The organism is Streptomyces sp. NPDC127190 (assembly GCF_042672505.1).
Taxonomy (GTDB): domain Bacteria; phylum Actinomycetota; class Actinomycetes; order Streptomycetales; family Streptomycetaceae; genus Streptomyces.
The window spans coordinates 232,768-245,146 of record NZ_JBHXVE010000006.1; the positions used below are offsets into that span (position 1 = coordinate 232,768).

Below are 12,379 nucleotides of genomic sequence, written 5' to 3' on the forward strand. Positions count from 1 at the left end.
GCGGGGGGCTGGGGCGGGGCGGACCGGGGGGGGGGCGGGGGCCCCCCCCCGGCCAACGGGGGCGCGCGGCCGGGCGAGGCCGGGCGGGGGCCGCGCGCGGTACTGGCCCGGATGCTGTCCGACGCGGACTGACCGGGCGCCGGATCCTCCGGCGGGGTGTCAGATCGCGGACGTCTCCCGCCACAGCTCGGCCAGCGACCGGTCGCCGGTCACCTGCGGCACCGGCACCCGGTTCCACAGCGCCAGGTACAACTGGTCGGCGGGGCCTGACAGTTCGGCCTCGGCCGGGCCCGACTCCGCCCGCTCGGCCACCGGCGGCTGGTCCGACAGCCGTACGGTCCACACGGCATCCGGTCCCGCGTCCGTCGCACGCACCCGCAGCACCCGCGGCTGCTCGGTGCGCACCCGGCTCCGCTCCCGGGCGTGGAAGCCGCGCAGCAACTCGTCGATGCCGTCGGCCGCGAAGTCCACGGCGATCGGGGACGCCACACCGTCGCGCGCCATCTCGGCGTCGTACCGGTGGACGGCCGTCTCGTGCGCCTGGCGCCGGGTCCAGAAGGCGAGCGGGGAGGGGCTGTTGGGCAGGAAGGTGAAGCACTCCACGTCGGCGGGGGCGGCCGCGAGGGTGTCGACCAGCAGCCGGTGACTGTCCCGGTACCAGTCGACCAGCTCGGCCCCGTCCAGGTCCGGCTGCTCACCGAAGGGCTGCCGCTCGCGATGTCCGTCGGTGATGAACGACGCGGCCCACCGGTGCACCGCACCCGTGTGCCGCAGCAGGTCCCGCACCTGCCACTCGGGGCAGGTCGGCACCTTGGCCTCGGTGCCCGATACGGCGGCGGCCGCCGCGAGCAGCCGGCCCTCGCGGTCCAGTGTCTTCAGGAAGTCGGCAGTATGCATGGGGTGAGTGTGCCGGATGGAGGGCACTCGAAGACCGCGATTTTCCGGCGCCGGCCGGACCTGACGGACAGCCCGGCGCACCGACGCCGCAGCCGCGTCAGTGGCCCAGCGCCCGCCGCGTCGACACCCCGACGGCGGCGGCGACCGCGGCGAGCACGGCCACGCTCGTGAGCGCGGCGGAGAGCGAGAACCACTCGGCCATGAAACCGATCGCGGGCGGCCCGAGCAGCATGCCGCCGTAGCCCAGCGTGGAGGCGACGGCCACCCCGGACGGCCCGGTCAGGGCACCGGCCCGCTCCACGGCGACCGGGAAGAGATTGGCGAGCCCGAGCCCGGTGACGGCGAAGCCGGTCAGTGCGGCCCACACGGAGGGGGCGAGCGAGCCGAGCAGCATGCCCGCCGCCGCGACCGTGCCGCCGGCGATCACGGTCCGGGCCCGGCCGAGCCGGGCCAGCAGCGTCGTCCCGGTCAGCCGGCCCAGGGTCATGGCGAGCGCGAAGCACGCGTACCCGACGGCGGCCGTGCCCGCGGAGGCCGCCAGGTCCTGCTGGAGATGGAGGGCGCCCCAGTCGGCCATGGCACCCTCGCCGTAGGCGGTGCACAGCGCGACCAGCCCGAACACGAAGACCAGCCGCCGGGATCCGCCGGGCCGGGGTGCCCGCCCCTGGTCCGACGGCGCCGGACGCGTCCCCGGCGGGGGCGCGGGCGGCTCCAGCCGCAGCAGGGCGCGCCCGGCCGCGGCGGTGACGAGCAGTCCGATCACCGCCAGGCCGAGCAGATGGCGGGTGGGGGAGAGGGTGCCGGCGACCAGTCCGCCGAGCCCCGCGCCCAGCATTCCGCCCAGGCTGAAGGCGGCGTGGAAGCTGGGCATGACCGGCCGGCGCAGGGCGGCCACCAGATCGACGGCGGCGCTGTTGAAGGCGACGTTGATCCCGCCGTACGCGCCGCCGAACAGCAGTAGTACGGCGCCGAGGGCGGGCGCGGAGTGGGTGAGCGGGGGCAGGGAGATGCTGAGGGACAGCAGCACGGCACAGACCACGGTGACCGGATGGCTGCCGTAGCGGCGGCACAGGCGCCCGGTCAGGGTCATGGTCAGCACGGCCCCCGCGGAGACGCCGAGCAGCGCGAGCCCGAGCGCACCGGCGGAGGCGTGCGTCTGGTGCTTGATGTCGGGGATGCGGACGACCCAGCCGGCGAAGAGGAAGCCGTCGACGGCGAAGAAGGCGGTGAGCGCCGTGCGCAGGCGGCGCAGGGAGCTGTCGGGACCCGGCACGACGCTGTGCGTTCGGGTTTTGTTTATTTGCGGCACAAACTCAGCGTAGGGTGGGCCCGGGAGGTGCCGCAAGGGCGCGGTGGCGCCCGCGGGAACGGTCGCGAAGCTGTACGGCGACGACGGGAGATGCCGGGTGCAGGAGTCGCCTGGTGTTCCGGCAAGGGCTCGCCGAACTCTCCCGGCTCCGCACCGACTTCCTGAGGGGTGCCGCGGCAGGGCTGCGACCCGGCATGGGGGTTGCACCGGCGATGGGCGGGTTCTCGCCGTCACCCGGGGCTGCCCCGGAGACGGGCGGGTTCTCGCCGTCACCCGGTCCGGCGACTGCCTCCGCCTTCGCCGGTGTACGGCGCACCGGTCGCCCCGGCGCCCGGCCCCGGGCGTCCATGGACCCCCGAGACCGCCTTGACCTGCGGCGACTTGGGGTCACTGGCCGGAATGTGCGGTCAACATGGCCCGCTGCGCGGCCGCTTAGGGTCCGTCGCCCACAGTCCCCGCGCGAATACAGGACGGTTAATGCTTGCGCACGAGCTGGTTGCGGGCGGGTGAGCGCGCCATGATGGCCCCATGACGTTGGCCTCGCGCGCATTCGCGCAACTGGCGACCTGGCCGGATCTGAATCAGGCGGTACCGAGCTGCGGGCTGGGACAGGCCGTCAGCTCGGCGCAGGGCGAGATCGCCCACTTCCACTCGGACCGTGATGTCGATCTGCGGCTGACCGCCCGGTGCATCCGGCGGTTCGCCAAGGACCTCCGGGGCTCGGGCGCGATCCGGATCGTGCCGGGCTCCCAGTGGGTGACCCTGCGCCTCGACGCCGCGAGCGACGTCGACCTGCTGCTCACCCTGGTGAGCGTGGCGCTCCAGGCCCAGCAGTCCTGGCCCGACCCGGCCGACCGGCCACCGGTGGGGTGTAACGACCAACGCGGGGCGGGGTTCGTCAGCGCCGACCACAGCGGCAGGTGAGGTCCGGGCCGGCGGGGGCCCGGCGGTTCACACGGCGAGGACGCCGACGCCCGCCTCCTCGAAGCGCCGCACCATGCGCTCGTCCACCGCCGTGTCCGTCACCAGGGTGTTCACCAGTTCGGTGCCGCAGATCCGGGCGAACGCCCGCCGGCCCAGCTTGCTGGAGTCCGCGGCGACCACGACCCGCTCCGCGCGCTCGCACAGCAGGCGGTTGATCGCGGCCTCCGCCTCGTCGTGGGCCGCCGCGCCGTGCCCCGCGTCGAAGGCGACGACACCGAGCACGGCCACGTCGAGCGTGATCTGCCCGAGCACCCCGTCCGCGAGCGGGCCGATGAGTTCGTACGACTGCGGACGCGCCACCCCGCCGGTCACCACGATCTTGAACTGGGGGCGCACGGCCAGCTCGTTGGCGATGTTCAGCGCGTTGGTGACGACCGTCAGCGCCGGTGAGCCGGTGGCCAGATCCCCGCGTACGGCGAGCGCGCGGGCCACCTCCGTGGTGGTCGTGCCGCCCGTCAGCCCCACCGCCTCGCCCGGCGCGAGAAGGCCGGCCACCGCCTTGGCGATCCGCTGCTTCTCGGAGGCGCGCCGCGCCGTCTTGTAACGCAACGGCAGTTCGTACGACACCCCGTGCACCACCGCGCCGCCCCGGGTGCGGACCAGCATCTGCTGTTCCGCGAGCTGGTCGAAGTCCCTGCGGATCGTCGCCGCCGACACCGCCAGCTCGGCCGCCGCCTCCTCGACCTCCAGCCGGCCGCGCTCGACGAGCAGCTCCAGCAGCGCCTTCCAGCGGGCGTCCCGGGACATCCCCACCCTCCGTTCTCCGGTCGTTCTTTCGACCTCCCGTGACCCTAGCGCACCTCTCTCTGCGCCTAGATGCTTGATTGTGCTCGAAAATTCGCTATATCTTGCAGGAACAATCAGCAGGGAGGGTGTCGGCGTGACATATGTCGAGGACGAGCTGAACAGCCAGCCCGAGTGCTGGACCCGGGCGGCGGCCGAGGCCGGACGGCACCGCGAGGCGCTCCCGCGCCCCGGCGAGCGGGTCGCCGTCGTGGGCTGCGGGACCTCGTACTTCATGGCGCAGGCGGTGGCCGCGCTGCGCGAGGGCGCCGGGCAGGGCGAGACCGACGCGTTCGCCGCCTCCGAGTTCCCGCACGGGCGGTCGTACGACCGGGTCGTCGCCCTCACCCGCTCCGGCACCACCACCGAAGTGCTGCGGCTGCTGGGCGAGTTGGGCGACCGTACGGCCACCACCGCGATCACTGCCGACCCGGAGACCCCCATCTCCTCGGCCGCCGGACACCTCGTCGTCCTGGACTTCGCCGACGAACGCTCCGTCGTCCAGACCCGGTTCGCCACCACCGCCCTCACCCTGCTGCGCGCCCACCTCGGCCTGCACCGCGAGTCCACCGTCACCGACGCACGCACGGCCCTCCGGGAAACCCTGCCCGAACAGCTCGTCGACCGCACCCAGTTCACCTTCCTCGGGCGCGGCTGGACGGTCGGACTCGCCCACGAGGCCGCGCTGAAGATGCGCGAGGCCGCGCAGTGCTGGACCGAGTCCTACCCGGCGATGGAGTACCGGCACGGCCCGATCAGCATCACCACCGAGTCCACCGCCACCTGGATGTTCGGCGAGGCACCCGACGGGCTCGCCGAACAGGTCCGCGCCACCGGCGGACTGTGGACCGCGGGCACCCTGGACCCGCTCGCCGAACTGGTCCGCGCCCAGCGGCTCGCGGTCGCCGTCGCCGCCGCGCGCGGCCTCGACCCGGACCGGCCCCGCCACCTCACCCGCTCGGTGATCCTCGCCTCCTGACACCGCGCCCGGAAGGACACCCCGTGCCTCTCGCGTCAACCGGCGAGCTGGTCGCCCGGGCCGCCGCGGCCCGCTCCGCCGTCGCCGCGTTCAACGTCATCACCCTGGAACACGTCGAGGCCGTCATCGCCGGCGCCGAGTCGGCCGGTGCGCCCGTCGTCCTCCAGGTCAGCGAGAACGCCGTCAAGTTCCGCTACGGACGGCTGCTGCCGCTGGCCCGCGCCGCGGTCGCCGCCGCCGAACGCGCCGCCGTGCCCGTCGCCTTGCATCTCGACCATGTGCAGAGCGACGACCTGCTCCGCCAGGCGCCCGGCGCGGGCTTCAGCTCGGTGATGTACGACGCCGCCCGGCTGCCGTACGCCGAGAACCTCGCCGCCACCCGGGCCGCCGCCGACTGGGCGCACGCCCAAGGGCTGTGCATCGAGGCCGAGTTGGGGCAGATCGGCGGCAAGGACGGCCGCCCCCCGCTGGACGCCCACGCCCCCGGCGCCCGCACCGACCCCGACCAGGCACGGGACTTCGTCCGCCGGACCGGGGTCGACGCCCTCGCCGTCGCCATCGGCAGCGTGCACGCGATGACCACCCGCACCGCCGCCCTCGACCACGGCCTGCTCAAGCGGCTCTCCGCCGCGCTGCACATCCCGCTCGTGCTGCACGGCTCCTCCGGCGTGCCGGACGACGGGCTCGTCGCGGCGGTCGCGGGCGGCATCGCCAAGGTCAACGTCGGCACCGCCCTCAACGCGGCCATGACCCGCGCCATCCGCGCCTTCCTCGCCGCCCGCCCCGAAGCCGTCGACTCCCGCACCTACCTGAGCGTGGGCCGCGAGGCGATGGCCACCGAGGTACGCCGCATCATCGGCGTGCTGGGCGCGACGGCGACGCGGGGGTGAGGGGCTGGTGGTTGTTGGGGGTGTGTGGGCGCGGTGGGCATGCCGACCGGCCACACGCCCGCGCGCGCCTCTGTGAGGTGCTCAGCCCCGCTTGACCGCCCGCAGCACCACGAACTTCGGGTCGCTGGCCACCAGCTCGCTGTTGCCGAACAACCGCCTCAGCTTCACGTGGTACCCCAGGTGCCGGTTACCGATCACCCACAGCTCGCCGCCCGTCCGCAGCGCCCGCTTCGCCCCGGTGAACATCCGCCACGCCGTCGCGTCGGTCGTCGCCTGATGGGAGTGGAACGGCGGATTGTTCAGGACCAGGTCCACACTGTCGTGCGCCACCCCGGCCAGCCCGTCCCCGACCCGGAACTCCGCGTGCCCGGGCACCCCGTTGGCCTTGTACGTCGCCTCCGCCGAGGCGACGGCCTGGAACGACTCGTCCACGAACAGCACCTCGGCCGACGGATCGGCCAGCGCCACTGCCGTACCGACCACACCGTTGCCGCACCCCAGGTCCACCACGCGCCCCGCGCCCGGGGCGGGCAGATGCCCCAGGAGGAAACGGGTGCCGATGTCGAGCCGGTCGGCGCAGAACACACCGGCGTGGTTGACGACCGTACGGCCGGAGATCGCGCCGATGCCGTCCGGCAGCGCGTAGCTGTACGGCCACGGGTTCGCGGGCCGCTCCAGCGCCGGGTCCGGGGTGCAGAAGATCAGCCGGGCCTTCTGCCGGGCCAGCGAGGTCCGGGTCGGCCCGAGAATCCGCTCGAACAGCTGGAGCGTGGAGGTGTGGATCTCCTTCACCATGCCGGTGCCGACCACGACCGTGCCCGCGTGCACCCCGGGCGCCAGCCGCAGCAGCTGGTCCTCCAGCAGCGCCAGGCTCTTCGGCACCCGCACCAGCAGCACGTCCACCCGCTCCGGCGGCGGGTCCTGGGTGGTGAGCAGCTGGACCGCCCCGGGCTGCACCCCGGCGCGCGCCAGGTTGCCCCGGGTCGCCTCCTGGCTCAGGAAGGAGTCGGTGATCTGCGTCGGCCGGTGCTCCGCCAGGGCGGTCACCAGCGCCCCCCAGCGATCGCCGACCACGACGACCGACCCGGTGAGCGGCACCCCCTCCTCGGCCAGATGGCTCAGCAGGTACGCGTCGGAGGCGTCCCAGGCACGCAGCCGGTCGCGGGGATCCTCGGGGAAACGGGTCAGCTCGACCTCGCCCCACGGTGTCGTCATACGCTCGCTCATCGTGCCTCCAGGCTAGCGGAGCCGCAGCTCAGCGAGGGTGGGGGCAGGATGGGGGCATGGATGCGGAGCTGTTTCCGAGGGAGCGCGCGCAGGTCGCGCCGGGCGCCGTGCACGTCCCGGACTGGCTCGACCCCGACCGGCAGCGCGAACTCCTCGCCGCCTGCCGGGCGTGGGCGCAGCCCCCGGCAGGCCTGCGCACGGTGCGCACCCCCGGCGGCGGCACGATGACCGCGCGGCAGGTCTGTCTGGGCTGGCACTGGTATCCGTACACCTACGCCCGTACGGCCGTCGACGGCGACGGCGCGCCCGTGAAGCCCTTCCCGGCCTGGCTCGGCGCACTGGCCCGGCGCGCCGCCGCCGACGCGCTCGGCCCGCAGGACCACCACGCCTACGACATCGCACTGATCAACTTCTACGACGGCACCGCCCGCATGGGGATGCACCGCGACAGCGACGAGCTGGCGGACGCGCCGGTGGTCTCACTGAGCCTCGGCGACAGCTGCACGTTCCGCTTCGGCAACACCGGAACCCGCGCCCGGCCGTACACCGATGTGGACCTGCGCAGCGGCGACCTGTTCGTCTTCGGCGGACCGTCCCGGCTCGCCTATCACGGCGTGCCGCGCGTGCATCCGGGCACGGCACCGCCCTGGCTGGGCCTGACGGGACGGCTGAACATCACCCTGCGGGTGAGCGGCCGGTAACCGGCGGCGCGGGCCACCAGCGGAGCGGATCATGGGAGACTCGCCCTCATGAGCGGCAAGGATTCCCGGACGGCGGGGGAGCGGACCACCTCGAGGGCGCGGCTGGACCGGGGGCGCGGTGCGCTCGGACCCGCGCTGGAGCTGGTGCACACCGGACGCGCCCCGACCCGGGCCGTGCTCACCGCCGAACTCGGCGTCACCCGGGCCACGGCCGGAGCCGTGGCCGCCGAACTGGAGGCGCTGGGCCTGATCCGGGTGGACGCCCGGCCGGGCGCGCCGGCCGGCGCCCAGGGCCGCCCGTCGCACCGGCTGGAGGTAGCCGAGGACGGCCCGGTGGCTCTCGCCGCACAGGTCCACGCCGACGGCTTCCGGGCCGCACTCGTCGGCCTGGGCGGGCGCATCGTGGCGACCGCGCCCGGCTGCGAGACCATCGACGCCGACCCGGCGAAGGTGCTCGGCTCCGTGGTGGAGGCGGGCGCCGAACTGCTGCGCAGTACCGGCCGCCGGTGCGTGGGCGCCGGACTCGCCGTGCCGTCCGCCGTCGCCGAACCCGACGGCCTCGCCCTCAACCCGCTGCACCTGGCCTGGCCCGTGGGCGCCCCGGTGCGCCGTATCTTCGCGGAGTGCGTCCGCGAGGCCGGGATCACCCAGCCCGCCTTCGCCGGCAACGACGTCAACCTCGCCGCCCTCGCCGAGCACCGGCACGGCGCCGGCCGGGGCGCCCGGGACCTGCTGTGCGTGGCCACCGGCCACCGGGGCGTCGGCGGCGCGCTGGTGCTGGACGGCCGTCTGCACACCGGGAGTTCGGGCCTCGCCCTGGAGGTCGGCCACCTCACCGTCAACCCGGAGGGCCGCCCCTGCCACTGCGGCAGCCGGGGCTGCCTGGACGTCGAGGCGGACCCGCTGGCGCTGCTGGTCGAGGCGGGCCGGGAGCCGGGCCCCGAGGTCTCCCTGCTCCAGCAGGCCGACGACCTGCTGCGCACCCAGTACGACGATCCCGCCGTCCGCACCGCGGCCGAGGCCCTGATCGACCGCCTCGGCCTCGGCCTGGCCGGACTGGTCAACATCCTCAACCCCGACCGGATCATCCTCGGCGGCCTGCACCGCACCCTGCTGGACGCCGACCCCGGCCGGCTGCGCGCGGTCGTCGCCGACCGCAGCCTGTGGGGGCAGAGCGGCGGTGTACCGATTCTGCCGTGCACCCTGAACCACAACAGCCTGGTCGGCGCGGCGGAACTGGCCTGGCAGCCGGTGCTGGACGACCCACTGGAGGCACTGCGGTGACCCGCGACCAGGCCGCTGACGGTCTCCCTTCGAAGGACCTGCCCACTCCCGGTCTCCCTTCGAAGGACCTGCCCGCTCCCGGTCTCCCTTCGAAGGACCTGCCCGCGGTGGAACTGCTGCCAGCCGGACGCATCCGGCTGGTGGAGACGGCCCCGCCCGGGCTGTCACCGCAGCACCGCTCGCTGATGGACCGCCGCTGGGCGGAGGCGGTCCGGGCCAACCCCGCGCTGTTCGACGGCCCGGTGGCCGCACTGACCGGACTGGCCCGCGACGGATCCGACGGCCTGGTCCTGTCCTGGGCCCGGGCCACCTACCGCTGCCGGACGCTGCGCGGAGTACCGGACGCCCCCGTGCTGTGCTCACTGTTCGTGTCCGTGGTGCAGCCGTGCCCGGACGGGCGGGTGCTGGTGGGCCGCATGTCCGCGTCGACGGCGACACCGGGCCGCTGGCAGCTGCCCGGCGGGACCCTCGAACCCCCGCCCGCCGACGCCGGGCTGGACGGCACGAGCCTGCGCCTGCACGCGGCCCGCGAACTGGCCGAGGAGACCGGATCAGACACCCCGGCCGACGCCCTGACCCCCTGGCTGACCACCCGGAGCGCCCGCGGCAGCGTCGGCGTACTGTTCCTGGCCCCGCCCCGCCCGGCGCACGAACTCCGCGCCGACTACGCTCGGTTGGTGAGCCAGGAGACCGCACGCGGCGCGGACCCCGAGTTCGACCGCGTCGAACTGATCGGCTCCCCGGCCGACCTCGCCCGCCTCCCCGGCCCCCGCACCGACTACCTGGAACCGGTGCTACGGCACTACACCCGGACCTCGCCCTGAACCAGGGGACCACCCCGCGGCCGTATCCGGCACATTCCCCGGCCGGGACCGCTGCGCCCAGCGGACCGCCGGCGGCGCCAGCAGCCCCGCACAGACGAACACGGCGCCCATGGCGATCCAGCCCGGCTCGCCCGCGCCGAGACAGAGCCAGGCCAGCGCGGACGGCGCCGCCACGCCGGCCAGTCCGCTGCCGAAGCTGAACACACCCGAGTACTGGCCCTGCGCATGGGCCGGGGCGAGCGTGTAACGCAGCTCGAACGAACCCGCGGCATGGCGCAGTTCACCGAGGGTGTGCACGCCCACCCCGGCCAGGATCAGCAGCACCGCGGCCCAGCCGGGCAGGCCGGCGGCCAGACCCATGAGGGACATCCCGGCCAGGAAGGCGAGGCCCGCCTGCCGCCAGGCCCGTGCGGCTCTGTCCGTGGTGTCGACCCGGCCGCCGGTCCTGACCTGGAGGAAGATCACCATGACGGTGTTGAGCAGCACACCGGTGCCGGCGAACCAGCGCGGCGCGTGCGTGTGACCGACGATCCACAGCGGCAGCGCGAAGAGCAGCACCGCGCCGTGCAGGGACATGATGCCGTCGAGCATGGTGATCAGCAGGTACCGGTGGTCCCTGAGCGCCGTCCAGCGGCCCGTGCCGGCCGTGCCCGCCGGGACCGGCACGGCCGGCAGCCCGGGCAGCCGGCTGACGATCGCGGCGGTGGCCAGGAAACTGAGGGCGTTGCCCAGCACGAGACAGAGATACGCCGTGTGCGTGTCCAGCTGCACGACGAGCGCGGCCGGCAGGGCAGCGAGGGTGTGGGCCAGGTTGACGGCGGCACGCAGGTAGGCCCGGAACCGCGCCGGTTGCGGACCGGCGAGAGCGCGCACCAGCGGTGCACGGGCCGCTCGGCTGGCCGAGCCGGCCAGCTCGGTCAGGCAGACCGCCACCGTGAACAGCCAGAACGAACGGACCAGGACCAGCATCGACATGGCCACGGCCTGCGCCGTGAGCGTCACCAGGTACACCCCGCGCGGGCCGCGCCGGTCGGCGATCCGCCCCACCGGGATCCCGGAGAGCAGCCCGACCAGGGCACCGACACCCATGCCGAGACCGACCCGCGCCGCCGACAGGCCCATGGAACGGGTGAAGAAGACGGCGGCCGTCAGCGCGAACACGCTGCTGCCGAGCATGTTCACAAAGCTGGCGACCGCCAGGGGCCGCCTCGGGCCCGGCTCCGGCAGGATGCCGCGCGCCACGAGCCAGGACCTCTCGCGGCTGCGGTTCGCTACCTGTGTTCTCAACGATCCCCCATCTCCGCCCGTCGTCGTCCGACGGGGCCCACTGCGCCGACGGGGGAGTATGCGGAGCGCGGAGCGGCTAGGAAAAGGCCTGTTCAGCGGGGGAAGAGTCACATCCGGAACGGGAACGATCCCGGTTGCCCGCAGCGTTGGAGACACAGGAGAGGGCCGCCCGGAAGGGGCTGCGGGGGGGGGTGCCCCTATCTGTTTCGTCAACCCTGGTGGGGTCGGCTTGTAGGGGTTGATCCTGGTTTTCGGGAACGTCCCGCGAAGCGGGATGTTCCCGGCGGATCGGGTGGCTGATGGGCAGCCCGGTGGCCGGCAGGGCCGGAGTGGCCGTGCCGGTGCGCGGGCGTGATGGGGCCCGGAGGGTAGGGGCGGTGGAGTCGTCGTTATGCGGCGAGGTCGACGTCGCCCGGGGTGCGTGGTTCGTAGAGGGCCCCGGTGCGGATCATCGCGTGGATGACGTTCACGCGCTGGCGGGCCAGGCGGAGGATCGCCTGGGTGTGGGTCTTGCCGCGTGCGCGTTGCCGGTCGTAGTAGATCCGGGAGGACGGGTCGGACTTGCAGCCGATCGCGGCGAACGCGGCCTGGAACAGGGCGCGTTTGAGGAGGCGGTTGCCGCAGTGGGGTGCGTGCTCGCCGCGGATGGAGGTGCCCGAGGACTTCGTGGCGGGCGCGAGTCCGGCGTAGGAGGCGAGGTGTCCGGCGGTGGGGAAGCCGGTGCCGTCACCGATCGCGACGATCACGGCCGCTGTGGTCCTGACGCCCAGGCCGGGGAGAGACGTCAGGAGGCGGAAAAGAGGGAGGGTCTCCAGCAGGGCGGCGATCTCCTGCTCGGCCTGGCGGCGCTGGGTGTGGGCTGCGGCGAGCTGGGCGGCCAGGCCGGGCACGATCAGCGCGCTGGCCTCGGTGCCCGGAACGACAAGGGCCTGCTCGGCGAGCGGTTGGAGGTCTCCCCCGACACTCCGGTGACGGTCCGTCTGGAGGTGGCGGGCGCGCCCCGCTGCACGATCCGCTTCGTCACCGACCAGGGGGTGCTGTTCACCAGCGATCCGCTGCCGGTTTCCGGTTCGGGGGTGGCCGAGTGGCGTACGACCCCGGCGCACGCGGCGTATGTACGGGCGGAACTGCGCCATGAGACGGCGGCGGGGCCGGTTCCCGGGGCGCTTGCGGCGTTCACCAATCCGGTCTTTCTCGGACGTCGGTGAAGCTTT

12 protein-coding genes and 1 pseudogene are annotated in these 12,379 nt (G+C 74.1%); 7 read left to right on the forward strand and 6 right to left on the reverse strand.

Annotated features, from left to right (window positions below):
• Window positions 1-159 precede the first annotated feature (159 nt).
• Window positions 160-897, reverse strand: a complete 738-nt coding sequence (locus ACFVIU_RS12950) for a maleylpyruvate isomerase family mycothiol-dependent enzyme (RefSeq protein WP_385842401.1) — start codon at window positions 895-897, stop codon at window positions 160-162.
• A 97-nt stretch (window positions 898-994) separates the two neighbouring features.
• Window positions 995-2,170: an MFS transporter gene (locus ACFVIU_RS12955; protein WP_385842402.1), complete on the reverse strand. Its 1,176-nt coding sequence runs from the start codon at window positions 2,168-2,170 to the stop codon at window positions 995-997.
• Between the two features lie 564 nt (window positions 2,171-2,734).
• On the opposite strand from ACFVIU_RS12955, the gene ACFVIU_RS12960 reads away from it, so the two are divergent.
• Window positions 2,735-3,130 carry a luciferase family protein gene (locus tag ACFVIU_RS12960; protein WP_385842403.1) on the forward strand — a complete coding sequence of 132 codons (396 nt, stop codon included), beginning with the start codon at window positions 2,735-2,737 and terminating at the stop codon, window positions 3,128-3,130.
• A gap of 27 nt (window positions 3,131-3,157) precedes the next feature.
• On the opposite strand, the gene ACFVIU_RS12965 is transcribed toward ACFVIU_RS12960, so the two are convergent.
• Complete coding sequence (locus ACFVIU_RS12965; RefSeq protein WP_385842404.1) at window positions 3,158-3,937, reverse strand: DeoR/GlpR family DNA-binding transcription regulator; 780 nt, start codon at window positions 3,935-3,937, stop codon at window positions 3,158-3,160.
• A gap of 133 nt (window positions 3,938-4,070) precedes the next feature.
• Between ACFVIU_RS12965 and ACFVIU_RS12970 the strand changes: the two genes are divergently transcribed.
• Together ACFVIU_RS12970 and ACFVIU_RS12975 are read left to right on the forward strand one after the other, a co-directional pair.
• A complete protein-coding gene (locus ACFVIU_RS12970; RefSeq protein ID WP_385842405.1) occupies window positions 4,071-4,952 on the forward strand; it encodes an SIS domain-containing protein in 882 nt (293 codons plus the stop codon).
• Between the two features lie 23 nt (window positions 4,953-4,975).
• Window positions 4,976-5,842, forward strand: coding sequence for a class II fructose-bisphosphate aldolase (locus ACFVIU_RS12975; RefSeq protein ID WP_385842406.1), 867 nt, complete (start codon window positions 4,976-4,978; stop codon window positions 5,840-5,842).
• An 81-nt stretch (window positions 5,843-5,923) separates the two neighbouring features.
• On the opposite strand, the gene ACFVIU_RS12980 is transcribed toward ACFVIU_RS12975, so the two are convergent.
• Window positions 5,924-7,057 carry a methyltransferase gene (locus tag ACFVIU_RS12980; protein ID WP_385842479.1) on the reverse strand — a complete coding sequence of 378 codons (1,134 nt, stop codon included), beginning with the start codon at window positions 7,055-7,057 and terminating at the stop codon, window positions 5,924-5,926.
• A 68-nt stretch (window positions 7,058-7,125) separates the two neighbouring features.
• Here ACFVIU_RS12980 and ACFVIU_RS12985 point away from each other — a divergent pair, with 68 nt between their 5' ends.
• From ACFVIU_RS12985 to ACFVIU_RS12995, 3 genes are all read left to right on the forward strand, one after another.
• Window positions 7,126-7,770 (forward strand): alpha-ketoglutarate-dependent dioxygenase AlkB family protein, encoded by a 645-nt coding sequence (locus tag ACFVIU_RS12985; protein WP_385842407.1) that lies wholly within the window; start codon window positions 7,126-7,128, stop codon window positions 7,768-7,770.
• Window positions 7,771-7,818: 48 nt separating this feature from the next.
• A complete protein-coding gene (locus ACFVIU_RS12990; protein ID WP_385842408.1) occupies window positions 7,819-9,054 on the forward strand; it encodes an ROK family protein in 1,236 nt (411 codons plus the stop codon).
• Between the two features lie 107 nt (window positions 9,055-9,161).
• Entirely contained in the window at window positions 9,162-9,878 is a 717-nt protein-coding gene (locus ACFVIU_RS12995) for an NUDIX hydrolase (RefSeq protein WP_385842409.1), read from the forward strand.
• Here the strand turns inward: ACFVIU_RS12995 and ACFVIU_RS13000 are convergent.
• Both ACFVIU_RS13000 and ACFVIU_RS13005 read right to left on the reverse strand, forming a co-directional pair.
• Window positions 9,849-11,165 (reverse strand): MFS transporter, encoded by a 1,317-nt coding sequence (locus ACFVIU_RS13000; RefSeq protein ID WP_385842410.1) that lies wholly within the window; start codon window positions 11,163-11,165, stop codon window positions 9,849-9,851. The two genes, ACFVIU_RS12995 and ACFVIU_RS13000, sit on opposite strands and share 30 nt — an antisense overlap.
• Before the next feature lie 389 nt (window positions 11,166-11,554).
• Complete coding sequence (locus tag ACFVIU_RS13005) at window positions 11,555-12,055, reverse strand: transposase (protein WP_385842411.1); 501 nt, start codon at window positions 12,053-12,055, stop codon at window positions 11,555-11,557.
• Window positions 12,056-12,097: 42 nt separating this feature from the next.
• Between ACFVIU_RS13005 and ACFVIU_RS13010 the strand changes: the two are divergent.
• Window positions 12,098-12,373, forward strand: a pseudogene (locus ACFVIU_RS13010) (phosphoesterase); the annotation flags it as partial.
• Between the last annotated feature and the right edge of the window lie 6 nt (window positions 12,374-12,379).

What these genes read in the sequence shown, in the direction of transcription:
- ACFVIU_RS12985 (WP_385842407.1), top strand. Translation starts at nt 7,126, where the DNA reads ATGGATGCGGAGCTGTTTCCGAGGGAGCGCGCGCAGGTCGCGCCGGGC.
- ACFVIU_RS12950 (WP_385842401.1), bottom strand. Translation starts at nt 897, where the DNA reads ATGCATACTGCCGACTTCCTGAAGACACTGGACCGCGAGGGCCGGCTG.
- ACFVIU_RS12960 (WP_385842403.1), top strand. Translation starts at nt 2,735, where the DNA reads ATGACGTTGGCCTCGCGCGCATTCGCGCAACTGGCGACCTGGCCGGAT.
- ACFVIU_RS12980 (WP_385842479.1), bottom strand. Translation starts at nt 7,057, where the DNA reads ATGACGACACCGTGGGGCGAGGTCGAGCTGACCCGTTTCCCCGAGGAT.
- ACFVIU_RS12990 (WP_385842408.1), top strand. Translation starts at nt 7,819, where the DNA reads ATGAGCGGCAAGGATTCCCGGACGGCGGGGGAGCGGACCACCTCGAGG.
- ACFVIU_RS12965 (WP_385842404.1), bottom strand. Translation starts at nt 3,937, where the DNA reads ATGTCCCGGGACGCCCGCTGGAAGGCGCTGCTGGAGCTGCTCGTCGAG.